The organism is Pseudomonas sp. SBB6 (assembly GCF_024213215.1).
GTDB classification, from domain to species: domain Bacteria; phylum Pseudomonadota; class Gammaproteobacteria; order Pseudomonadales; family Pseudomonadaceae; genus Aquipseudomonas; species Aquipseudomonas donghuensis.
On sequence record NZ_JANAVH010000016.1, the window covers coordinates 20485 to 44157 of the forward strand.

Below are 23673 nucleotides of genomic sequence, written 5' to 3' on the forward strand. Positions count from 1 at the left end.
AATGAAGCGTAAACGGGGGCCAATTTCCTATACAGCAATTTGAGCACGCATTTTCTTTTGTGACAAAGGCTTATGCGGTGTTTTTGTGCAAGTGTGACAACAAAGGGTCATGCAAGTTGCCTGCAGGCACCACGCCTGTAGGAGCGGGCTTGTCCCGCGAGGCTTTTTCAGGCCATGCTGGGTGCCCTCCCCTCTTCCATCACTGGACCACGATGCTGACCTGGTTGAGCCGCGACACCCTGACCTTTCCGCCGCTGGACAAAGCCCTGCGCGACCCCAACGGCCTGCTCGCCGCCGGCGGCGACCTGAGTGCCGAACGCCTGGTGCAGGCCTATCGCCACGGCTGCTTCCCCTGGTACCAGGACGGCCAACCGATCCTCTGGTGGTCGCCTGACCCGCGCACCGTGCTGTTCCCCGACGAACTGCACGTGTCGCGCTCGCTGCGCAAGTTCATCCGCCAGGGCCATTACCAGGTCAGCTTCGACCAGGACTTTACCGCCGTCATCAACGCCTGCGCCGCGCCCCGCGACTATGCCGACGGCACCTGGATCACCGACAGCATGCAGGCGGCCTACCTGAAGCTGCACCAGCAGGGCTTTGCCCATTCGGTCGAGGTTCGCCGCGACGGTGAGCTGGTGGGCGGCCTGTACGGCCTGGCCATGGGCCGGCTGTTTTTCGGCGAATCGATGTTCAGTCGCGCCGACAACGCCTCCAAAGTCGGTTTTGTCGCCCTGGTCGAGCACCTGCAACAGGCAGGATTCGCCCTGATTGACTGTCAGATGCCTACCGACCACCTGCACAGCCTCGGCGCCCGCGCCATCGCCCGGGCCACCTTTGCCGACTACCTGCAGCATTATCTCGACCAGCCAAACCGCGCCAGCTGGGTTTGCTAGGCGAGTTTTTCCAGCTGGCTTACACTTAAAACAAAAGCATCTCCCGAGGGGTTGATCATGACAGAGCTGGCGCGGTTGAAGTTTTATGCCACTCAACCCCATTCCTGCAGCTACCTGCCAGACGAACAAGCCACCACGCTGTTTCTCGACCCGAGCCAGCCGATGGACGTCAACGTTTACGCAGACCTGTCGGAAATGGGCTTCCGGCGCAGCGGCGATCACCTGTATCGCCCGCATTGCCAGAACTGTAACGCCTGCGTGCCGGCGCGGATCCCGGCTGCACGCTTTCTGCCCAACCGCCAGCAAAAACGCATCCTCAAGCGCAATGCCGACCTGACCGTCACTGCCGCCCGCCCGGCCTTCAAGGAGGAGTATTTCGAGTTGTACCGGCGCTATATCGAGCAGCGCCACGCCGATGGCGATATGTATCCACCAAGCCGCGACCAGTTTTCCACCTTCCTGGTCCGCGACCTGCCGTTTTCGCGTTTTTACGAGTTCCGCCTGGACGACCGCCTGCTCGCGGTGGCGGTCACCGACCTGCTGCCCAACGGCCTGTCAGCGGTGTACACCTTCTACGAGCCGGACGAAGAACGGCGCAGCCTGGGCCGTTTCGCGATCCTCTGGCAGATCACCGAAGCCCTGCGCCTGGGCCTGGGCGCGGTCTACCTCGGCTACTGGATCAAGAACTGCAAAAAGATGAACTACAAGACCCAGTACCGCCCCATCGAGCTGTTAATCAATCAACGCTGGGTGACGTTGAACTGAAATCATTGGCTTGAAGTCCATTTTTCGGGCACAATGCACGCCACTTTTTTTGCCTGGCGCAGCTGTGCACCGGGCCATTAACTGGACACCGAGGGCTTTACTGCATGTCGAAAGAAGACAGCTTCGAAATGGAAGGCACTGTCGTCGACACCCTGCCCAACACCATGTTCCGTGTGGAGTTGGAAAATGGGCACGTCGTTACCGCGCACATCTCCGGAAAGATGCGCAAGAACTACATTCGTATTCTGACCGGTGACAAGGTCCGCGTCGAACTGACGCCCTACGACCTGAGCAAGGGGCGCATCACCTACCGCGCCCGCTAAGCGACACCAACGAAAACGCCCGGCTAAATGCCGGGCGTTTTTGTTGGCCCTGGAAAAGCATCGCTGGCAAGCCAGCTCCCACAGGGATTGTGTGGGAGCTGGCTTGCCAGCGATGGGCTGCATAGCAGCCCCAGCCTGCCTTATGCCATCTCAGCCGTGGTCTCGAAGTCGAACACCAGTTCGCCATCGCGGATGTCGATGTGCACCACACCGCCATGCTCGGCCAGCTCGCCGAACAGGATCTCTTCGGCCAACGGCCGCTTGATCTTGTCCTGGATCAGCCGCGCCATTGGTCGCGCGCCCATCTGCGCATCGTAGCCACCGGCCGCCAGCCAGCTGCGCGCCGCATCGCTCACCTCCAGCAGCACGCGTTTGTCTTCCAGTTGCGCCTGCAGCTCGATGAGGAACTTGTCCACCACGCTCTTGATCGTCTCGTGGCTGAGGCGGCCAAACTGGATGATGGTGTCCAGACGGTTGCGGAACTCCGGCGTGAAGCTCTTCTTGATCACTTCCATGGCGTCGGAGGAGTGATCCTGCTGAGTGAAGCCGATGGAGGCTCGCGCAGCGGTTTCAGCACCGGCGTTGGTGGTCATGATGACGATGACGTTACGGAAATCCGCCTTGCGCCCGTTGTTGTCGGTCAGGGTACCGTGGTCCATCACCTGCAGCAGCAGGTTGAAGACTTCCGGGTGGGCCTTCTCGATTTCATCGAGCAGCAACACGCAGTGCGGCTGCTTGGTGATGGCTTCGGTGAGCAGGCCGCCCTGGTCGAAACCGACGTAGCCCGGAGGCGCACCGATCAGACGCGAAACAGTGTGCCGCTCCATGTACTCGGACATGTCGAAACGCACCAGCTCAACCCCCAGGGCCTTGGCCAGCTGCCGCGCCGCCTCGGTTTTACCGACACCGGTAGGGCCGGCAAACAGGAACGAACCGACCGGCTTGTCCGGCGCCTTGAGGCCGGCACGGGACAGCTTGATGGCGGTGGCCAGCGAGTCGATCGCCGCATCCTGGCCGAACACCGTGAGCTTGAGGTCGCGCTCCAGGTTACGCAGCAGCTCCTTGTCGGAACTGGTCACGTGTTTTGGCGGAATCCGCGCGATTTTGGCGACGATGTCTTCGACCTGCGGCACGTCGATGCGCTTGACGCGCATCTCGACCGGCTGCAGGCGCTGGTAGGCACCGGCTTCGTCGATCACATCGATGGCCTTGTCGGGCATGTGCCGGTCGTTGATGTAGCGCGCTGCAAGCTCGGCAGCGGCGCGCAGGGCCTCATCGCTGTACTCGATGTTGTGATGGCTCTCGAAGCGCCCCTTGAGCCCACGCAGGATGCCCACGGTGTCCTCCACCGATGGCTCGCTGACATCGACCTTCTGGAAGCGCCGCGCCAGGGCCCGGTCTTTCTCGAAGATGCCGCGAAATTCCTGGAAGGTGGTCGAGCCGATGCAACGGATATCACCCGAAGACAGCAGCGGCTTGAGCAGGTTGGAGGCATCCATTACCCCGCCGGAGGCCGCACCGGCACCGATGATGGTGTGGATCTCGTCGATGAACAGGATCGCCTGCGGACGCTTGCGCAGTTCGTTGAGCAGCGCCTTGAAGCGCTTCTCGAAGTCGCCGCGGTACTTGGTGCCTGCCAACAGCGCACCCAGGTCCAGGGAATAGACCACGCTGTGGGCCAGCAGGTCCGGCACCTGGCCGTCGACGATGCGCTTGGCCAGGCCTTCGGCGATGGCGGTTTTACCGACACCGGCCTCACCGACCAGCAGCGGGTTGTTCTTGCGCCGACGGGCAAGGATCTGCGCCACGCGCTCGACTTCGAGCTCGCGACCGACCAGCGGGTCGATGCGCCCCTGACGGGCCTGTTCGTTGAGGTTGCTGGCATAGGCATCCAGCGGATTGCCCGACGATGACGTTTCGCCACCGTCCTCGTCCTGCATGTCCTGTTCGCCCTCGGAGTGCTCACCATGGCCCGGCACCTTGGAGATGCCGTGGGCGATGTAATTGACCACGTCGATACGCGCCACGCTCTGCTGTTTAAGCAGGAACACAGCCTGGCTTTCCTGTTCGCTGAAAATCGCAACCAGCACGTTGGCACCGGTGACTTCACGCTTGCCCGAGCTCTGGACATGGAAGACTGCGCGCTGCAGTACACGCTGGAAGCCCAGGGTTGGCTGGGTCTCGCGGTCCTCGTCGTGCACGGGGATCAACGGCGTGGTGGAGTCGATGAACTCCTGCAGGTCGTGTTTGAGTTTGTCGAGGTTTGCGCCGCAGGCGCGCAGAACGGTCGCGGCGGCCTCATTATCCAATAGTGCCAGCAGCAGGTGCTCGACGGTCATGAACTCATGACGCTTCGAGCGTGCCTCCTTGAAGGCCAGATTGAGGGTGACTTCGAGCTCGCGGTTTAACATAGCTTCACCTCATACCCAAGTGGCCGGCGATTAACCGTCCTTCTCGATTTCACAGAGTAGCGGATGCTGGCTTTCCCTTGCGTATTGGTTGACCTGCATGGCCTTGGTCTCGGCGATGTCCCGGGTAAACAATCCGCACACTGCCCGTCCTTCTGTATGGACGGCCAGCATGACCTTGGTCGCCAGCTCGCGATTCAGGTTAAAAAACACCTCGAGCACTTCGACGACGAAATCCATCGGTGTGTAGTCATCGTTAAACAAAACCACCTTGTACATGGGTGGCGCCTGCAGGGCCGGCTTGGCCTCCTGTATCGCCAGGCCAGAACCATCGTCCTCATGCGATTGCGGGCGATCCTGATTGAATGTTAGTCGAATCTGGCTATGTGCATGCATGGAAAGAAATTCATCATTTCGACAGGTTGGTTTATGGGTTGACCGCACAGGCGACGCGGGACAGCCGTCGCCTCACCTTGACTATCGGCAAAACGGTGTTACAACCAATAAGAACCCACCGTGGTCGATAAAGATCCGCGCAGTCAACCAGAATTTTCGCAGGTTCATATGCGGATGGAGTGGATGATACTCCAGTGATGGAGTCCTTTGCAGAGGGATATGAGGATGGCAAGCGGTAAAGTCAAGTGGTTCAACAACGCCAAGGGCTATGGCTTCATCAATGAAGACGGGAAAACAGAGGATCTGTTCGCACACTATTCGGCTATCCAGATGGACGGTTATAAAACCCTGAAAGCCGGACAACCCGTCAGTTTCGAGATCATCCAGGGCCCCAAGGGCTTGCACGCGGTGAACATATCGAACCTCGCCGCACAAACCACCGCCTCCCCCACCCCCAACCCGCAAACGACTGAAGCCTGAGCCGGCGATCAGACATAAAAAAACCGGCCAGCCCGCAAGGACTGGCCGGTTTTCTTGTGCCGCTTACATGTGCTTGATCAAGGCCTCACCGAAACCGGAGCTGCTGACCAGGGTCGCGCCTTCCATCAGGCGTTCGAAGTCGTAGGTCACGGTCTTGGCGGCGATGGCGCCGTTGGTGCCCTTGATGATCAGGTCGGCCGCCTCGGTCCAGCCCAGGTGGCGCAGCATCATCTCGGCGGAGAGAATCACCGAACCCGGGTTGACCTGGTCCTTGCCGGCGTACTTCGGCGCGGTGCCGTGGGTGGCTTCGAACATCGCCACGGTGTCGGACAGGTTGGCGCCCGGGGCAATACCGATGCCGCCGACTTCCGCCGCCAGGGCGTCGGACAGGTAGTCACCGTTGAGGTTGAGGGTGGCAATCACGTCGTATTCGGCCGGGCGCAGCAGGATCTGCTGGAGCATGGCGTCGGCAATGGCGTCCTTGACGATGACTTCACGGCCGGTTTTCGGGTTCTTGAACTTCATCCACGGGCCGCCATCGAGCAGCTCGGCGCCGAATTCGTTCTTGGCCACTTCGTAGCCCCAATCCTTGAAGGCACCTTCGGTGAACTTCATGATGTTGCCCTTGTGCACGATGGTCAGCGACTTGCGGTCGTTGTCCACCACATACTGCAGGGCCTTGCGCACCAGGCGCTGGGTGCCTTCCTTGGAGACCGGCTTGATGCCGATGCCGCAGTCCTGGTCGAAACGGATCTTGGTGACGCCCATTTCTTCTTTCAGGAACTTGATGACCTTGTTCGCTTCCGGCGAACCGGCCTTCCACTCGATGCCGGCATAGATGTCTTCGGAGTTTTCGCGGAAGATCACCATGTCGACGTCACCCGGCTTTTTCACCGGGCTCGGCACGCCCTGGAACCACACCACCGGGCGCAGGCAGACGTACAGGTCCAGCTGCTGGCGCAGGGCAACGTTGAGGGAACGGATACCGCCACCGACCGGGGTGGTCAGCGGGCCCTTGATGGACACCACGTAATCCTTGACCGCGTCCAGGGTTTCCTGGGGCAGCCAGGTGTCCTGGTCGTATACCTGGGTGGCTTTTTCACCGGCGTAGACTTCCATCCAGGAAATCTTGCGCTTGCCCCCATAGGCTTTCTCTACAGCAGCATCAACCACTTTGATCATGACGGGGCTTACATCTACGCCAATGCCGTCGCCTTCGATGAACGGGATGATCGGATTATCAGGAACATTGAGAGAATGGTCCGCATTGACGGTGATTTTGTCGCCGACTGCCGGAACCTTGATTTTCTGGTATCCCATGCTGCACTCCGTTTTTTTTGGTGTGGTTCGTCATCTGGATCCTCTGAGCGTACCCCAGTTGAACGGCAACGGGAACCACGTGCGCAAATGCCCTGCAATGGGGCAGCAACACCTACATCTTTGGTCTAAAAAAGCCCCTGCGACCGGTTGATCTTGATCAATACGACCAAGGCTTTGGTATACTCGCCCGGTGACCAAAGGGTCACTGGGGGCGAACCGTCTGAAACGAGACCTGCGGCCCCGACAAGACTGGGCTGTTACCGCAGTTCAGCCGTTTGACACTCGACTGATGCAATCCACCATCACCGCCCAGAATCTTCGACCTTCTGCTCATGGATGTGTCTGAGCGAAGCGCCTACCCTGCGCACCTCGAGATTCTGCGCACGCTCAGCAAAACAGAGAGTTAACCCGAATATGCCCACCCGATCCAAGATCATCTACACCTTCACCGACGAAGCCCCCGCCCTCGCCACCTATTCATTGCTCCCCGTCATCGAAGCCTTCACCGCTTGCGCCGACATCGCCGTAGAAACCCGGGACATCTCTCTGGCCGGCCGTATCCTTTCTGCCTTCCCTGAACAGCTCGGCGCCGACAAGCAAGTGGCCGACCACCTGGCAGAACTGGGCCAACTGGCAACCACGCCAGAAGCCAACATCATCAAGCTGCCGAACATCAGCGCCTCGGTGCCGCAACTGAAGGCCGCGATCAAGGAACTGCAAGCCAAGGGCTTCAACATTCCTGACTACCCTGAAGCCGCCGCCACCGACGCCGAGAAAGAAGCCAAGGCTCGCTACGACCGCATCAAGGGCAGCGCCGTGAACCCGGTCCTGCGTGAAGGCAACTCCGACCGCCGCGCCCCGCTGTCGGTCAAGAACTACGCACGCAAGCACCCGCACAAGATGGGCGCCTGGGCTGCCGACTCCAAGTCCCACGTGGCCCACATGAGCCAGGGCGACTTCTACGGCAGCGAGAAAGCCGCGCTGATCGACGCCGATGACAGCCTGCGCATCGAACTGCTGGACAAGAACGGCAACACCACCGTCCTGAAAGAAAAAACCGCGGTCAAGGCCGGCGAAATCGTCGACTGCGCGGTCATGAGCACCAAGGCGCTGCGTAAATTCATCGCCGCCGAAATCGCAGACGCCAAAGCCAAGGGCGTGCTGCTGTCGGTGCACCTGAAAGCCACCATGATGAAGGTCTCCGACCCGATCATGTTCGGCCAGATCGTTGCTGAGTACTACCAGGACGCGCTGAACAAGCACGCCGCGGTACTGGAGCAGATCGGTTTCAACCTGAACAACGGTATCGGCGACCTGTACGCCCGTATCAAGACCCTGCCAGCCGAGCAGCAGGCGCAGATCGAAGCCGACGTCAAAGCCGTCTACGATGTCCGCCCGGCCCTGGCCATGGTCAACTCCGACAAGGGCATCACCAACCTGCACGTGCCGAGCGACGTCATCGTCGACGCCTCGATGCCGGCGATGATCCGTGACTCGGGCAAGATGTGGAACACCGAAGGCCAGCTGCAAGACACCAAGGCGGTGATCCCGGATCGTTGCTACGCCACCATCTACCAGGCCGTTATCGACGACTGCAAGCAACACGGCGCCTTCGATCCGACCACCATGGGCAGCGTGCCGAACGTTGGCCTGATGGCGCAGAAAGCCGAAGAGTACGGCTCCCACGACAAGACCTTCCAGGCCAAGGCCGACGGCGTGATCCGCGTGGTTGACGGCAAGGGCAACCTGCTGCTGTCCCAGGACGTCGAAGCCGGCGACATCTTCCGTATGTGCCAGGTCAAAGACGCGCCGATCCAGGACTGGGTCAAGCTGGCCGTCAACCGTGCCCGCGCCAGCAACACCCCGGCGCTGTTCTGGCTCGACCCGCATCGCGCCCACGACGGCGTGCTGATCGAGAAGGTCCAGAAGTACCTGAAAGACCACGACACCACCGGCCTGGACATCCGCGTCCTGTCGCCTGTCGAGGCCATGAAGGTTTCCCTGCAGCGCATCCGCGCGGGCCAGGACACCATCTCGGTCACCGGCAACGTGCTGCGCGACTACCTGACCGACCTGTTCCCGATCATGGAACTGGGCACCAGCGCCAAGATGCTGTCGATCGTGCCGCTGATGAACAACGGCGGCCTGTTCGAAACCGGCGCCGGCGGTTCGGCACCCAAGCACGTCCAGCAACTGGTTGAAGAGAACTTCCTGCGCTGGGATTCCCTGGGCGAGTTCCTGGCCCTGGCGGCTTCCCTGGAGCACCTGAGCACCGCCTACACCAACCCGAAAGCCAAGGTACTGGCGGCGACCCTGGACCAGGCCACCGGCCAGTTCCTGGACACCAACAAGTCCCCTGCGCGCAAGGTCGGCGGTATCGACAACCGTGGCAGCCACTTCTACCTGACCCTGTACTGGGCCCAGGCCCTGGCCGCCCAGAGCGACGACGCCGCCCTGCAAGCGCGCTTCGCCCCACTGGCAAAAGCCCTGGCCGAGCACGAAGCGACCATCGTCGCCGAGCTCAACGCCGTGCAGGGCAAGCCGATTGACATCGGTGGTTACTACTACCCGGATGCCGAGCTGACCAGCAAGGTGATGCGCCCGAGCCAGACCTTCAACAGCGCGATTGCCGCACTGTAAGGTTCGCTTGACGTAACATCGAAAGCCCCGGCCACGCACCGGGGCTTTCGCTTTTTCAGCGGCCTCGTCGCGGGGCAAGCCCGCTCCCACCCTGTAGGAGCGGGCTTGCCCCGCGATGAGGCCCGGTAAATCAGCACAGGACCACTCAATGACCTGGCAACCCCACATCACCGTCGCCACTATCATCGAAGACCAGGGCCGCTTCCTCATGGTCGAGGAATTCAAGGCCGGCAAGCACGTATTCAACCAGCCCGCCGGCCACCTTGAGGCCAACGAAAGCCTGCTCGACGCCGCCCGGCGCGAAACCCTCGAAGAAACCGCCTGGGAGGTCGAGCTGACCGGCATCGTCGGCATTTACCTGTATACCGCCCCCAGCAACGGCGTGACCTACCAGCGCATCTGCTTCGCCGCCAGGCCGCTCAAGCACCACCCCGAGCGCGCCCTGGACAGCGACATCGTCCGCGCCGTGTGGCTGAGCCGCGAGGAGCTGCTGGCCGACCCCGAGCGCTGGCGCAGCGAGCTGGTACCGCGCTGCATCGACGACTACCTGGCCGGCCCGCTGCACAGCCTGGCGTTGATTCGCGACTGACAGCGACGATGCCTTGAAGGCCGCAGCCTGATAGAATCGTTGTCTTTTTCCAGATACACAGCCGGTACCTATGACCAGTCCAGCACTTTACGAACCCGAAAAGACACGCGTTATCGTCGGCATGTCCGGCGGCGTGGACTCTTCCGTCTCCGCCCTCCTGCTGATGGAGCAGGGCTACCAGGTGGAAGGCCTGTTCATGAAGAACTGGGAAGAGGACGACGGCACCGAATACTGCACCGCCCGCGAAGACCTGGCCGACGCCCAGGCCGTGTGCGACCGTATTGGCATCAAGCTGCACACCGCCAACTTCGCCGCCGAATACTGGGACAACGTCTTCGAGCATTTCCTGGCTGAATACAAGGCCGGGCGCACGCCGAACCCGGACATCCTCTGCAACCGCGAAATCAAGTTCAAGGCCTTTCTCGACTACGCACTGATGCTCGGCGCCGACCTGATCGCCACCGGCCACTACGTGCGCCGCCGCGACACTGACGGGCGCACCGAATTGCTCAAGGGCCTGGACCCGAACAAGGACCAGAGCTACTTCCTGCACGCCGTTGGCGGCAAGGAAATCGCCCGCACGCTGTTCCCGGTCGGCGAACTGGAAAAACCCGAAGTGCGCGCCATCGCCGAGAAACACGGCCTGGCCACGGCGAAGAAGAAAGACTCCACCGGTATCTGCTTTATCGGCGAGCGCCGCTTCAGCGACTTCCTCAAGCAGTACCTGCCGGCACAACCGGGCGAGATCCAGACCACCGACGGCGAAGTCATCGGCCGTCACCACGGCCTGATGTACCACACCATTGGCCAGCGCCAGGGCCTGGGCATCGGCGGCCTGAAAGACGCCGGTGACGAGCCGTGGTACGTGCTGGAGAAAGACCTCACCCGCAACGTGCTGGTGGTCGGCCAGGGTAACGAACACCCATGGCTGTTCTCGCGCGCCCTGCTGGCGTCGGAGATCTTCTGGGTCAACCCTATCGACCTGTCCAGCCCACGACGCCTGACGGCCAAGGTGCGCTACCGCCAAAGCGATCAGGGCTGCACCCTGGAACAGACCGCAAGCGGCTACCGCGCGGTGTTCGACGAGCCACAGCGGGCGGTGACGCCAGGCCAGTCGGTGGTGTTCTATGACGGCGAAATCTGCCTCGGCGGCGGCGTGATCGAAACCGCCGAGCCGTGGAGCGCGCGCGCATGAATGCCATGCAAGAGCAGTTGATTGCCCTGGGCGGGGTGTTTCAAGCAGCGGTGCTGGTTGACCGCATCGCCCGCACCGGCCAGGCCAGCGAGGCGAACCTGGGCTGCATGCTCGGCAGCCTGCTGGTGCGCGACCCCAAGGACACCCTGGAGGTGTTCGGCGGCGACGACCTGAACCTGCGTGACGGCTACCGCGCCCTAGCCAGCGCCCTGGAGCGCGACCCGGGCAGCCTGCAGCGCGAGCCACTGCGCTATGCCCTGTCGATGCTGGGCCTGGAGCGCCAGCTGGCCAAGCGCGGCGACATGCTCGATGTGATCGGCAACCGCCTGCCGCAAATCCAGTCCCAGGCCGAGCATTTCGGCCTGGTGCATGAAAACGTCATTGCTTCCAGCGGCGCCCTGTACCAGGACACCCTGAGCACCCTGCGCCAACGCATCCAGGTGCATGGCGACATGCGCCACCTGCAGCAGCCAAGCAATGCCTCGAAGATTCGCGCCCTGCTGCTCGCCGGCATCCGCGCCGCGCGCCTGTGGCGACAGCTGGGCGGCCATCGCTGGCAGTTGGTGGTCAGCCGGCGCAAACTGCTCAAAGAGCTGTATCCGATGTTGCGTGGCTGACCAAGCTATCGCGGCTGTAGGAGCGGGCTTGCCCCGCGATGAGGCCAGCAAATATCACCAGATTTACCGGCAGACCATTTGTCAGCCACCCGACCCGGGCGCGTTTTTCATGTATGATATGCGCCCTTTTCAAAGCCTGACTGTCCGAGAACACCCCATGCAGCTTTCCTCGCTCACTGCGGTTTCCCCTGTTGACGGCCGCTACGCCGGCAAAACCCAGGCCCTGCGCCCTATTTTCAGCGAATACGGCCTGATCCGTTTCCGCGCCCTGGTCGAGGTTCGCTGGCTCCAGCGCCTGGCCGCCCACCCGCAGATCGCCGAGGTTCCGGCCTTTTCCGCCGAAGCCAACGCCCTGCTCAACGGCCTGGCCGATGAGTTCGCCCTCGAGCACGCCGAGCGCGTCAAAGAGATCGAGCGCACCACCAACCACGACGTCAAGGCCATCGAGTACCTGCTCAAGGAGCAGGCCGCCAAGCTGCCGGAGCTGGCCAAGGTCAGTGAATTCATCCACTTTGCCTGCACCAGCGAGGACATCAACAACCTGTCCCACGCCCTGATGCTGCGCGAAGGCCGCGACAGCGTGCTGCTGCCGTTGATGCGCCAGATCGCCCAGGCTATCCGTGAGCTGGCCCACCGCTTCGCCGACGTGCCGATGCTGTCGCGCACCCACGGCCAACCGGCGTCGCCAACCACCCTGGGCAAAGAACTGGCCAACGTCGTCTACCGCCTGGAGCGCCAGATCGCCCAGGTTGCCGCCGTACCGCTGCTGGGCAAGATCAACGGCGCCGTGGGCAACTACAACGCCCACCTGTCGGCCTACCCGCAGATCGACTGGGAAGCCAACGCCCGCGCCTTCATCGAAGACGAGCTGGGCCTGGTGTTCAACCCGTACACCACCCAGATCGAGCCGCACGACTACATCGCCGAGCTGTTCGACGCGATCGCCCGCTTCAACACCATCCTGATCGACTTCGACCGCGATGTCTGGGGCTACATCTCCCTGGGCTACTTCAAGCAGCGCACCATCGCTGGCGAAATCGGCTCCTCGACCATGCCGCACAAGGTCAACCCGATCGACTTCGAAAACTCCGAAGGCAACCTGGGTATCGCCAACGCCCTGTTCCAGCACCTGGCCAGCAAACTGCCGGTTTCGCGCTGGCAGCGTGACCTGACGGACTCCACCGTCCTGCGCAACCTCGGCGTCGGTTTCGCCCACAGCGTGATCGCCTACGAGGCCAGCCTCAAGGGCATCAGCAAGCTGGAAATCAACCAAGCGCGTATCGCCGAAGACCTGGACGCCTGCTGGGAAGTCCTCGCCGAGCCGATCCAGACCGTCATGCGCCGCTACAACATCGAGAACCCCTACGAGAAGCTCAAGGAGCTGACCCGTGGCAAAGGCATCAGCCCTGAAGCGCTGCTGACCTTCATCGACGGCCTGGACATGCCCGCAGACGCGCGCACCGAGCTGAAGCAGCTGACTCCGGCCTCCTACATCGGTAATGCTGCGGCCCAAGCCAAACGCATCTGATCTGCGCCCTGCGCGTAAACGCCCGGCTCAGCCGGGCGTTTTTATTACCGAAAGAAAATTACTTTTTTTCAATAGGTTACACATGAATCCTGATACTCCTCTGCAGCTTCTGGGCGGCCTCACTGCCCGCGAATTCATGCGCGACTACTGGCAGAAGAAACCCCTGCTGGTACGCCAGGCCTTCCCCGACTTCGAAAGCCCGATCGATGCCGACGAACTGGCAGGCCTGGCCCTGGAAGAAGAAGTCGAATCGCGCCTGGTCATCGAGCACGGCGAGCGCCCATGGGAACTGCGCCGCGGCCCGTTCGAAGAAGATGCCTTCAGCACCCTGCCCGAGCGCGACTGGACCCTGCTGGTGCAGGCGGTCGATCAGTTCGTGCCGGAAGTCGGCGAGATGCTGGAGCACTTTCGCTTCCTGCCAAGCTGGCGCATCGACGATGTGATGATCAGCTTCGCAGCGCCCGGCGGCAGCGTCGGCCCGCACTTCGACAACTACGATGTGTTCCTGCTGCAAGGCCAGGGCAAGCGCAACTGGAAGATCGGCCAGATGTGCGACAGCGACAGCCCGCTGCTGGAGCACGCCGACCTGCGCATCCTCGCCGAATTCGAGCAGAGCGACGAGTGGACCCTGGAGCCCGGCGACATGCTCTACCTGCCGCCACGCCTGGCCCACTACGGCATTGCCGAAGATGACTGCCTGACCTATTCGGTGGGCTTCCGCGCGCCGGGCGCCGCTGAAGTGCTGACCCATTTCACCGACTTCCTCAGCCAGTTCCTGCCTGACGAAGAGCGTTACACCGACGCCGACGCCGAGCCGGTCAGCGACCCGCACCAGATCCAGCACGACGCCCTCGACCGCCTGAAAAAGCTGCTCACCGAGCACATGGGCGACGAGCGCCTGCTGCTGACCTGGTTCGGCCAGTTCATGACCGAACCACGCTATCCGGAGCTGGTCAGCGGCGAGCCGCTGGACGAAGTCGAGCTGATCGAGAGCCTGGCCCAGGGCGCGATCCTGATCCGCAACCCGAGCGCGCGCCTGGCCTGGTCGGAAGTCGACGACAACCTGCTGCTGTTCGCCAGCGGCCAGAGCCGCCTGCTGCCGGGCGACCTGCGCGAGCTGCTGAAACTGATCTGCGCCGCCGACGCGTTGCACATTGAAAACCTTGAGCAGTGGCTTGAAAACGATCAAGGCATTACCTTGATCTGCGAACTGGTCAAACAAGGAAGCCTGGGGTTTGCCAATGAATAAGATTCGCGTCCGTCTCGCCGACTGGCAGAAAGACAACGCTGATATCCGCCGCATTCGTGAAGCTGTGTTCATCGCCGAACAGAACGTGCCGCCGGAGCTGGAGTGGGATGCCGACGACAACACTGCCGTGCATTTTCTGGCCATGGAGGGTGACTACGCCATCGGCACCGCCCGCCTGCTGCCCGACGGCCAGATCGGCCGGGTCTCGGTGCTCAAGGACTGGCGCGGGCTGAAGGTCGGTGACGCGCTGATGCAGGCGGTGATCGTCGAAGCGCAGAACCGTGACCTCAAGCAGCAGATGCTCAGCGCCCAGGTACACGCCACGCCGTTCTATGAGCGCCTTGGCTTCAAGGTGGTCAGCGAAGAGTTCCTCGAGGCGGGTATTCCGCACGTGGACATGGTTCGCGAATCGCGCGAACTGGTCTGATTGCGATTAGGGCTGCCTTGCAGCCCATCGCCGGCAAAGCCGGCTCCCACAGGTTCGATGCCAACCTGATCCTTGTGGGAGCTGGCCTTGCCGGCGATGGGCTGCGAAGCAGTCCTCAGCCTGACAACCTCGCTCCCATAACTGCTACAAATTTGCCATCATGTCCACTCCACCCGCGGAGATCATGGACATGCCGCTACGCCCCCTTCTCGCCTCCCTGCTTCTGTCGTTCAGCCTGAGTACGCTGGCCGCCACTGAAGTCCTGCCGCTGAACCATCGCACCAGCGCTGAAATCCTCCCCACCGCGCAAGCCTTCATCGGCAAGGACGGCAGCGTCAGCGCCTTCGAGAACAAACTGATCGTCAACGCCGAACCCGAGCGCATCGACGACCTGCGCTCCCTGCTGCAACAGCTGGATACCGCGCCGCGTCGACTGCTGATCAGCGTCGACAACAACGACAGCAATTTCCAGGACAACCGCGGCAATGCCCGGGTCATTCGCTACGGCACCAGCAACCGCGAAGGCGGCCTGCAGCAAGTCCAGGCCAGCGAGGGCAGCCCGGCGCTGATCCAGGTCGGCCAGAGCATCCCGGTCACCAGTACCAGCACCGACAGCGATGGTCGGGTGCAGAGCGACACTGAGTACCGCAACGTCACCCAGGGCTTTTACGTCACTGCCAGCGTCACTGGCGACACCGTGCACCTGAACATCAGTACCAACAATGACCGGATGAGCCAGGAACGTCCCGATGTAGTGAAGGTGCAAAGTACCGACACAAAAGTCACCGGCAAGCTCGGGGAGTGGATCACCTTGGCAGGGGTCAACCAGCAGAGTCAGTCCGAACGCAGTGCTTCGGCCCTCAGTTACAGCACCCAGCGCGGTGAAAACATGACATTGCGGGTAAAAGTCGACGCTTTGGACTGAACCCAGACAAATCAAGGCCTCGACCAAAGGCCTCGAAACTGACTGATGAGTCGTATTAGACCAAAGATGTAGTGGTGATAAAAAACCACTACAAAACATTTGACGACCCCGAAACGTCGAGGCATGATGGCCCCGCTCCCGCTGATCAGAGGCCCTGGCAAGGGCCTTCGAGCCGCGCTCTAACCCACCCACCTGAGCCGGCTCGTGTCTGTACCGCCCACAAGGCAGTTTGACGAGATTGCGACTGGAACGAAGTTGTCCCGAGGGACGGAAGCGCATCAAAAGGTACCCGGCAGCACTGTTCATTGCAGTTCGGCAACCACGAGCCACCCTGCAACGAAAACCTCGCCCACCTGCTCACTTCCCCCTTCGAGCCCCCATCGTTCGACCGTCGCATATTTCGCCCATACTGACCTTTGCCAGGCTTCTGATCTGCGCAGTAGAGAGCGAGAATTTTTACCCAAGACCGATGCGACGAGGTTTATTTCCATGGCACTGACACGCGAACAGCAAATTGCAGCCCTCGAAAAAGACTGGGCCGAGAACCCGCGCTGGAAAGGCGTGACCCGTACCTACACCGCCGCTGATGTCGTTCGTCTGCGTGGCTCGATCCAGCCTGAGCACACCCTGGCCCGCCTGGGTGCCGAGAAGCTGTGGAAGCTGGTCACCCAGGGCGCACACCCGTCCTTCCGTCCAGAGAAAGATTTCGTCAACTGCATGGGCGCCCTGACCGGCGGCCAGGCCGTGCAACAGGTCAAAGCCGGTATCCAGGCGATCTACCTGTCCGGCTGGCAAGTGGCTGCCGACAACAACTCGGCCGAGTCCATGTACCCAGACCAGTCGCTGTACCCGGTGGATTCGGTTCCTACCGTGGTCAAGCGCATCAACAACTCGTTCCGTCGCGCCGACCAGATCCAGTGGAAAGCCGGCAAGAACCCGGGCGACGAAGGCTACATCGACTACTTCGCGCCGATCGTGGCTGACGCCGAAGCCGGTTTCGGCGGCGTCCTGAACGCCTACGAGCTGATGAAGAACATGATCGAAGCAGGCGCCGCCGGCGTTCACTTCGAAGACCAGCTGGCCTCGGTGAAAAAATGCGGCCACATGGGCGGCAAGGTACTGGTTCCAACCCAGGAAGCCGTACAGAAGCTGAGCGCTGCCCGTCTGGCGGCTGACGTTGCCGGTGTACCGACCATCATCCTGGCCCGTACCGACGCCAACGCCGCTGACCTTTTGACCAGCGACTGCGACCCGTACGACCAGCCATTCGTGGTTGGCGAGCGCACCCAGGAAGGCTTCTACAAGGTTCGCGCCGGCCTCGATCAAGCCATCGCCCGCGGCCTGGCTTACGCGCCATACGCCGACCTGATCTGGTGTGAAACCGCCAAGCCGGACCTGGACGAAGCTCGCCGCTTTGCCGAAGCGATCAAGAAGGAATACCCGGACCAGATCCTGTCGTACAACTGCTCGCCTTCCTTCAACTGGAAGAAGAACCTGGACGACGCAACCATCGCCAAGTTCCAGCGCGAACTGTCGGCCATGGGCTACAAGCACCAGTTCATCACCCTGGCCGGTATCCACAACATGTGGCACGGCATGTTCAACCTGGCGCACGACTACGCCCGCAACGACATGACCGCCTACGTGAAGCTGCAAGAGCAAGAGTTCGCTGACGCCTCGAAAGGCTACACCTTCGTGGCCCACCAGCAGGAAGTCGGCACCGGCTACTTCGACGACATGACCACCGTTATCCAGGGTGGCAAGTCTTCGGTTACCGCGCTGACCGGTTCGACTGAAGAAGAACAGTTCCACTGATCACTGATCGGTTGCTGACATTCGGGTAACACGCAAAACCCGGGGCCTGTGATGGGGCTCCGGGTTTTGTTTTTTCGTGGGAGCGGGCTTGCCCCGCGATAGCGGTCAATCAGCCACATCGCCATCGCGGGTCAAGCCCGCTCCTACAGGCTATGCTAGGTGCACAACAACACCAAGGATCGGCCATGCCCCGCCCTGTCACCCTGCTCTGCCTGGCCCTGCTGGGTGCAGCCTTCTATCTATATGCACTGGCCAGCGGCAATGCGTTGCTGGGGCTGGCGGTCAAGCCGATCCCAGTGCTGGTGCTGATCTACTGGCTCAGCACCGCAGAACCTGCCCCCTACCGACGCTGGATCATCATCGGCCTGGGTTTCTCACTGCTTGGCGACATTCTGCTGGCTGTGCCTGGCAACCTGTTCGTGTTTGGCCTGGCGGCGTTTCTCTGCGCACACCTGGCCTACCTGCGCGGCTACCTGGGCGAGAACCGCCAACTGGCGCCCGCCGCCCTGCTGGGTTCGGCGATTGTCGGTGCGGCGCTGCTGGGGCTGCTGATCAGTTCCGGCCTGGGTGAATTGCTGATTCCGGTCACCGTCTATGCCCTGGCCATCAGCGCCATGCTCTGGCGCGCCCTGGCCTGTGGCGGCCTGGCGGCGCTGGGCGCGTTGGCGTTTGTGTTTTCCGACAGCCTGATCGGCATCGACCGCTTCGTCAGCCCGTTCGCCGCCGCCCAGTACCTGATTATCCTCGCCTACTGGCTAGGCCAGTGGGCCATCGCCGCCTCGGCCTACACCAGGCAATCGGCAAAAGCCTTGATCCAGAGCGCGGCAGGGCAAGAAAAAACAGGTTAAAACACAAGGTGTGGAAACTTGCAGGTGACGCCTATGTTGCACAACTTTGTAGTTGACTCGAACAGTAGGGCTAATCGCGCACCCTCAAATGATATTAATTATCATTACGAAGTTTCAGGTTCATTACGCGTTGCAAGAAACATAATTAACAGAACCCGGGGCAATGCCCGTTCCACGTGGCCTGCAGCCTGTTACGAAAGATTTTTGTTCTTAATCTTACGAATAAATTTGCTGCAGAAATTTTACTTGCACCGGGTTTACCCATAAAATCAGCGCGATAGATTCCGCTGCGACATATCGTCACTGCTCTACTTCTTTTCAAGCCGCAGAGACTGGTCTCTGTATAAGGATTTTCAGCATGCCCGATTCGACAGGACTCATCGCCCACAACTGGGGCTTTGCCATTTTCCTTTTGGGTGTCGTAGGCCTGTGCGCCTTCATGCTCGGTCTTTCCGCCCTGCTCGGCAGCAAGGCCTGGGGCCGCAGCAAGAACGAACCCTTCGAGTCCGGCATGCTGCCCACTGGCGGCGCCCGCTTGCGCCTGTCAGCCAAATTCTATCTGGTCGCGATGCTGTTCGTGATCTTCGATATCGAAGCCCTCTTTCTCTTTGCATGGTCTGTGTCCGTCCGCGAAAGCGGCTGGACCGGATTCGTCGAAGCACTCGTTTTCATAGCAATTCTGTTGGCAGGTCTTGTCTACCTATGGCGCGTCGGGGCACTTGATTGGGCTCCCGAAGGTCGTCGCAAGCGGCAAGCGAAGCTGAAACAATGAGGCTTTGGCAATGCAATACAATCTCACCAGAATCGACCCGGACGCTCCCAACGAGCAATATCCAATCGGAGAGCGGGAAACCGTCTCCGATTCGCTGCTAGAGGACCAGGTCCACAAGAACATCTTCATGGGCAAACTTGAAGATGTGCTCAGTGGCGCGGTCAACTGGGGGCGTAAGAACTCCCTGTGGCCGTATAACTTCGGCCTCTCCTGCTGCTACGTGGAAATGACCACGGCCTTCACGGCGCCCCACGACATCGCCCGCTTCGGCGCCGAAGTCATCCGGGCCTCGCCGCGCCAGGCCGACTTCATGGTCATCGCCGGCACCTGCTTCATCAAGATGGCGCCGATCATCCAGCGCCTGTACGAGCAGATGCTCGAGCCCAAGTGGGTCATCTCCATGGGTTCGTGCGCCAACTCCGGCGGCATGTACGACATTTACTCGGTCGTTCAGGGGGTCGACAAGTTCCTCCCCGTGGATGTCTACGTGCCAGGCTGCCCGCCTCGCCCTGAAGCCTTCCTGCAAGGCCTGATGCTGTTGCAGGAGTCGATTGGCCAGGAGCGTCGCCCTCTTTCCTGGGTTGTCGGTGATCAAGGCATTTACCGTGCCGAGATGCCGTCGCAGAAAGAGCAACGCCGTGAACAGCGCATCCAGGTCACCAACCTGCGCAGCCCCGACGAAGTCTGATCCAGCGACCTGTTGCCTGCGCATGCGCGACAGGCAGCCTGGCTTCATTCTCTACGTTGACCGAAAGCGACCGAGACCATGACAGCGGACACCGCTATTTATATCCCGCCTTACAAGGCTGACGACCAGGATGTGGTCGTCGAACTGAACAACAAATTCGGCCCCGAAGCGTTCGTCGCCCAGGAAACCCGCACCGGCATGCCGGTGCTTTGGGTTACCCGCGAAAAACTCAAGGACGTGCTGGGTTTCCTGCGCAATGTCGCCAAGCCGTACAGCATGCTCTACGACCTGCACGGCGTCGACGAGCGCCTGCGCACCCAGCGCCGCGGCCTGCCGGGCGCCGACTTCAGCGTGTTCTACCACCTGCTGTCGGTGGAGCGGAACAGCGACGTGATGATCAAGGTGGCCTTGAGCGAAGGCGACCTGAACCTGCCGACCGTTACCGGCATCTGGCCCAACGCCAACTGGTACGAGCGTGAAGTCTGGGACATGTTCGGCATCGACTTTGCCGGCCACCCGCACCTGACCCGGATCATGATGCCGCCGACCTGGGAAGGTCACCCGCTGCGCAAGGACTACCCTGCCCGCGCCACCGAGTTCGATCCGTACAGCCTGACCCTGGCCAAGCAGCAACTCGAGGAAGAAGCCGCGCGCTTCAACCCTGAGGCCTGGGGCATGAAGCGCCAGGGCACCAACGAGGACTACATGTTCCTCAACCTGGGCCCGAACCACCCTTCGGCCCACGGTGCCTTCCGTATCGTCCTGCAGCTGGACGGCGAAGAGATCGTCGACTGCGTCCCGGACATCGGCTACCACCACCGTGGCGCCGAGAAGATGGCCGAGCGTCAGTCCTGGCACAGCTTCATCCCCTACACCGACCGTATCGACTACCTCGGCGGGGTGATGAACAACCTGCCGTACGTACTGGCGGTGGAGAAGCTGGCCGGCATCCAGGTGCCGCAGAAGGTCGACGTGATCCGCATCATGCTCGCCGAGTTCTTCCGCATCACCAGCCACCTGCTGTTCCTGGGTACCTACATCCAGGACGTCGGCGCCATGACCCCGGTGTTCTTCACCTTCACCGACCGTCAGCGCGCCTACACCGTGATCGAAGCCATCACCGGCTTCCGTCTGCACCCGGCCTGGTACCGCATCGGTGGTGTTGCCCACGACCTGCCGCGCGGCTGGGAAAAACTGGTGAAGGACTTCGTCGACTGGCTGCCAAAGCGCCTCGACGAGTACACCAAGGCCGCCCTGCAGAACAGCATCCTCAAGGGCCGGACCATCGGCGTTGCCCAGTACAACACCAAAGAGGCCCTGGAATGGGGCGTCACCGGTGCTGGCCTGCGTTCCACCGGTCTTGACTTCGACCTGCGCAAAGCCCGCCCTTACTCCGGCTACGAGAACTTCGAGTTCGAAGTGCCGCTGGCCCACAACGGCGATGCCTACGATCGCTGCATGGTCCGTGTCGAGGAGATGCGCCAGAGTATCCGCATCATCGACCAGTGCCTGCGCAACATGCCGGAAGGCCCGTACAAGGCGGATCACCCGCTGACCACGCCGCCGCCGAAAGAGCGCACCCTGCAGCACATCGAAACCCTGATCACTCACTTCCTGCAGGTTTCGTGGGGCCCGGTCATGCCGGCCAACGAATCCTTCCAGATGATCGAGGCGACCAAGGGCATCAACAGTTACTACCTGACGAGCGACGGCGGCACCATGAGCTACCGCACCCGGATCCGTACCCCGAGCTACCCGCACCTGCAGCAGATCCCTTCGGTGATCCGCGGCAGCATGGTCGCGGACCTCATTGCGTACCTGGGCAGTATCGACTTCGTTATGGCTGACGTGGACCGCTAAGCATGAACAGCACGCTTATCCAAACCGACCGTTTCGCCCTGAGCGAAACCGAGCGCTCGGCCATCGAGCACGAGATGCATCACTACGAGGACCCGCGCGCGGCGTCCATCGAAGCCCTGAAGATCGTCCAGAAGGAACGCGGCTGGGTGCCGGACGGCGCCATCTACGCCATCGGCGAAGTGCTCGGCATTCCTGCCAGCGACGTCGAAGGCGTGGCCACCTTCTATAGTCAGATCTTCCGTCAGCCGGTTGGCCGGCACATCATCCGCGTCTGCGACAGCATGGTCTGCTACATCGGCGGCCACGAGTCGGTGGTCAGCCAGATCCAGAGCGAGCTGGGCATCGGCCTTGGCCAGACCACCGCGGACGGGCGTTTCACCCTGCTGCCGGTGTGCTGCCTGGGTAACTGCGACAAGGCCCCGGCGCTGATGATCGACGACGACACTTTTGGCGACGTGCAGCCTGCTGGCGTCACCAAACTGCTGGAGGGTTACGCATGACCATCACTTCCTTCGGCCCGGCCAACCGCATTGCGCGCTCGGCTGAAACCCATCCGCTGACCTGGCGCCTGCGTGACGACGGCGAGCCGGTCTGGCTCGACGAGTACCAGGCCAAGGACGGCTACGCCGCCGCCCGCAAGGCCCTGGCGCAAATGTCCCAGGACGATATCGTCCAGACCGTGAAAGATTCCGGCCTCAAGGGCCGTGGCGGTGCGGGTTTCCCGACTGGCGTCAAATGGGGCCTGATGCCCAAAGACGAATCCATGAACATCCGCTACCTGCTGTGCAACGCGGACGAAATGGAACCCAACACCTGGAAAGACCGCATGCTGATGGAGCAACAGCCCCATCTGCTGATCGAAGGCATGCTGATCAGCGCCCGTGCGCTGAAGGCCTACCGCGGCTATATCTTCCTGCGTGGCGAGTACACCACCGCAGCACGCAACCTCAACCGCGCGGTCGAGGAAGCCAAGGCTGCAGGCCTGCTGGGCAAGAACATCCTCGGCAGCGGCTTTGACTTCGAGCTGTTCGTCCACACCGGTGCCGGGCGCTACATCTGCGGTGAAGAAACCGCGCTGATCAACTCCCTCGAAGGCCGCCGCGCCAACCCGCGCTCCAAGCCGCCCTTCCCTGCCGCCGTTGGCGTGTGGGGCAAGCCGACCTGCGTGAACAACGTCGAGACCCTGTGCAACGTGCCGGCCATCGTCGGCAACGGCATCGACTGGTACAAGTCGCTGGCCCGCGAAGGCAGTGAAGACCACGGCACCAAGCTGATGGGCTTCTCCGGCAAGGTCAAGAACCCTGGCCTGTGGGAGCTGCCGTTCGGCGTCACTGCCCGCGAGCTGTTCGAAGACTACGCCGGCGGCATGCGCGATGGCTTCAAGCTCAAGTGCTGGCAGCCAGGCGGCGCCGGTACCGGTTTCCTGCTGCCCGAGCACCTGGATGCACAAATGTACGCCGGTGGCATCGCCAAGGTCGGCACCCGCATGGGTACCGGCCTGGCCATGGCCGTGGACGACAGCATCAACATGGTCTCGCTGCTGCGCAACATGGAAGAGTTCTTTGCCCGTGAATCCTGTGGCTTCTGCACCCCGTGCCGCGACGGCCTGCCGTGGAGCGTCAAGCTCCTGCGCGCCCTCGAAAAAGGCCAGGGCCAGCAGGGCGACATCGAGACCCTGCTGGGTCTGGTCGGTTTCCTCGGCCCAGGCAAGACCTTCTGTGCACACGCACCGGGCGCCGTTGAGCCGCTGGGTAGCGCGATCAAGTACTTCCGCCCTGAGTTCGAGGCTGGCATTGCCGCCCAGGCACCGGCTGCTGCCGCTGCCGGCCTGCGCCCGGACCTGGCGAAGCCGATCGTCGTCGGCGCATAACGAATAACAACGCGGGCGGTCCGTGCCGCCCGCTGCCTGCTCAGCTCGCCCGGGGACACCTGTAG

The 23673-nt window shown here is 61.8% G+C and carries 22 protein-coding genes; 19 read left to right on the forward strand and 3 right to left on the reverse strand.

The features are described from left to right. The first annotated feature begins 212 nt into the window (after positions 1-212). From aat to infA, 3 genes are all read left to right on the forward strand, one after another. Complete coding sequence (gene aat, locus NLX68_RS23855; protein ID WP_254286092.1) at positions 213-893, forward strand: leucyl/phenylalanyl-tRNA--protein transferase; 681 nt, start codon at positions 213-215, stop codon at positions 891-893. Between the two features lie 57 nt (positions 894-950). Next, positions 951-1658, forward strand: coding sequence for an arginyltransferase (locus NLX68_RS23860; protein ID WP_254286093.1), 708 nt, complete (start codon positions 951-953; stop codon positions 1656-1658). Between the two features lie 104 nt (positions 1659-1762). Next, positions 1763-1981, forward strand: coding sequence for a translation initiation factor IF-1 (gene infA / locus NLX68_RS23865; protein WP_002553999.1), 219 nt, complete (start codon positions 1763-1765; stop codon positions 1979-1981). Between the two features lie 140 nt (positions 1982-2121). Here infA and clpA read toward each other — a convergent pair whose 3' ends face one another. Both clpA and clpS read right to left on the reverse strand, forming a co-directional pair. Beyond that, positions 2122-4392: an ATP-dependent Clp protease ATP-binding subunit ClpA gene (clpA, locus tag NLX68_RS23870; RefSeq protein ID WP_254286094.1), complete on the reverse strand. Its 2271-nt coding sequence runs from the start codon at positions 4390-4392 to the stop codon at positions 2122-2124. A gap of 30 nt (positions 4393-4422) precedes the next feature. Further along, positions 4423-4785, reverse strand: coding sequence for an ATP-dependent Clp protease adapter ClpS (gene clpS, locus NLX68_RS23875; RefSeq protein WP_010226753.1), 363 nt, complete (start codon positions 4783-4785; stop codon positions 4423-4425). Between the two features lie 225 nt (positions 4786-5010). On the opposite strand from clpS, the gene cspD reads away from it, so the two are divergent. Further along, positions 5011-5265, forward strand: a complete 255-nt coding sequence (gene cspD, locus NLX68_RS23880) for a cold shock domain-containing protein CspD (RefSeq protein ID WP_026001534.1) — start codon at positions 5011-5013, stop codon at positions 5263-5265. 63 nt (positions 5266-5328) lie between these two features. Here the strand turns inward: cspD and icd are convergent, their stop codons facing one another. Further along, positions 5329-6585 (reverse strand): NADP-dependent isocitrate dehydrogenase, encoded by a 1257-nt coding sequence (icd, locus tag NLX68_RS23885; RefSeq protein WP_254286095.1) that lies wholly within the window; start codon positions 6583-6585, stop codon positions 5329-5331. 414 nt (positions 6586-6999) lie between these two features. Between icd and NLX68_RS23890 the strand changes: the two genes are divergently transcribed. The 15 genes from NLX68_RS23890 (at position 7000) to nuoF (ending at position 23608) form a co-directional block, all read left to right on the forward strand. Then, on the forward strand, positions 7000-9225 hold the full coding sequence (locus NLX68_RS23890; RefSeq protein ID WP_254286096.1) for an NADP-dependent isocitrate dehydrogenase: 2226 nt from the start codon (positions 7000-7002) through the stop codon (positions 9223-9225). Between the two features lie 148 nt (positions 9226-9373). Then, the gene (locus tag NLX68_RS23895) at positions 9374-9814 is read left to right on the forward strand and encodes an NUDIX hydrolase (RefSeq protein ID WP_254286097.1); all 441 of its coding nucleotides are present in this window, start codon (positions 9374-9376) and stop codon (positions 9812-9814) included. A 70-nt stretch (positions 9815-9884) separates the two neighbouring features. Beyond that, complete coding sequence (gene mnmA, locus NLX68_RS23900; protein WP_010226758.1) at positions 9885-11009, forward strand: tRNA 2-thiouridine(34) synthase MnmA; 1125 nt, start codon at positions 9885-9887, stop codon at positions 11007-11009. Next, complete coding sequence (gene hflD, locus NLX68_RS23905) at positions 11006-11626, forward strand: high frequency lysogenization protein HflD (RefSeq protein WP_130264077.1); 621 nt, start codon at positions 11006-11008, stop codon at positions 11624-11626. Before mnmA ends, hflD begins: the two co-directional genes overlap by 4 nt. 157 nt (positions 11627-11783) lie before the next feature. Continuing rightward, positions 11784-13154 carry an adenylosuccinate lyase gene (gene purB / locus NLX68_RS23910; RefSeq protein ID WP_254286098.1) on the forward strand — a complete coding sequence of 457 codons (1371 nt, stop codon included), beginning with the start codon at positions 11784-11786 and terminating at the stop codon, positions 13152-13154. An 82-nt stretch (positions 13155-13236) separates the two neighbouring features. Further along, positions 13237-14403 (forward strand): cupin domain-containing protein, encoded by a 1167-nt coding sequence (locus NLX68_RS23915; protein ID WP_254286099.1) that lies wholly within the window; start codon positions 13237-13239, stop codon positions 14401-14403. After that, positions 14396-14830 carry a GNAT family N-acetyltransferase gene (locus tag NLX68_RS23920; protein WP_010226763.1) on the forward strand — a complete coding sequence of 145 codons (435 nt, stop codon included), beginning with the start codon at positions 14396-14398 and terminating at the stop codon, positions 14828-14830. Before NLX68_RS23915 ends, NLX68_RS23920 begins: the two co-directional genes overlap by 8 nt. A 190-nt stretch (positions 14831-15020) precedes the next feature. Next, positions 15021-15755, forward strand: coding sequence for a secretin N-terminal domain-containing protein (locus NLX68_RS23925; RefSeq protein WP_254286100.1), 735 nt, complete (start codon positions 15021-15023; stop codon positions 15753-15755). Between the two features lie 489 nt (positions 15756-16244). Beyond that, positions 16245-17570, forward strand: a complete 1326-nt coding sequence (gene aceA, locus NLX68_RS23930; RefSeq protein ID WP_038996041.1) for an isocitrate lyase — start codon at positions 16245-16247, stop codon at positions 17568-17570. A 185-nt stretch (positions 17571-17755) separates the two neighbouring features. Then, positions 17756-18418, forward strand: coding sequence for a lysoplasmalogenase (locus NLX68_RS23935; RefSeq protein ID WP_254286101.1), 663 nt, complete (start codon positions 17756-17758; stop codon positions 18416-18418). 358 nt (positions 18419-18776) lie between these two features. Further along, complete coding sequence (locus tag NLX68_RS23940; protein WP_010220397.1) at positions 18777-19190, forward strand: NADH-quinone oxidoreductase subunit A; 414 nt, start codon at positions 18777-18779, stop codon at positions 19188-19190. 10 nt (positions 19191-19200) lie between these two features. Next, positions 19201-19878 carry an NADH-quinone oxidoreductase subunit B gene (locus tag NLX68_RS23945; protein ID WP_010220398.1) on the forward strand — a complete coding sequence of 226 codons (678 nt, stop codon included), beginning with the start codon at positions 19201-19203 and terminating at the stop codon, positions 19876-19878. Positions 19879-19956: 78 nt separating this feature from the next. Next, positions 19957-21738 (forward strand): NADH-quinone oxidoreductase subunit C/D, encoded by a 1782-nt coding sequence (gene nuoC / locus NLX68_RS23950; RefSeq protein ID WP_010220400.1) that lies wholly within the window; start codon positions 19957-19959, stop codon positions 21736-21738. A 2-nt stretch (positions 21739-21740) separates the two neighbouring features. Continuing rightward, positions 21741-22238 carry an NADH-quinone oxidoreductase subunit NuoE gene (nuoE, locus tag NLX68_RS23955; RefSeq protein ID WP_254286102.1) on the forward strand — a complete coding sequence of 166 codons (498 nt, stop codon included), beginning with the start codon at positions 21741-21743 and terminating at the stop codon, positions 22236-22238. Beyond that, positions 22235-23608, forward strand: coding sequence for an NADH-quinone oxidoreductase subunit NuoF (nuoF, locus tag NLX68_RS23960; protein WP_254286103.1), 1374 nt, complete (start codon positions 22235-22237; stop codon positions 23606-23608). Before nuoE ends, nuoF begins: the two co-directional genes overlap by 4 nt. Positions 23609-23673 lie beyond the last annotated feature (65 nt).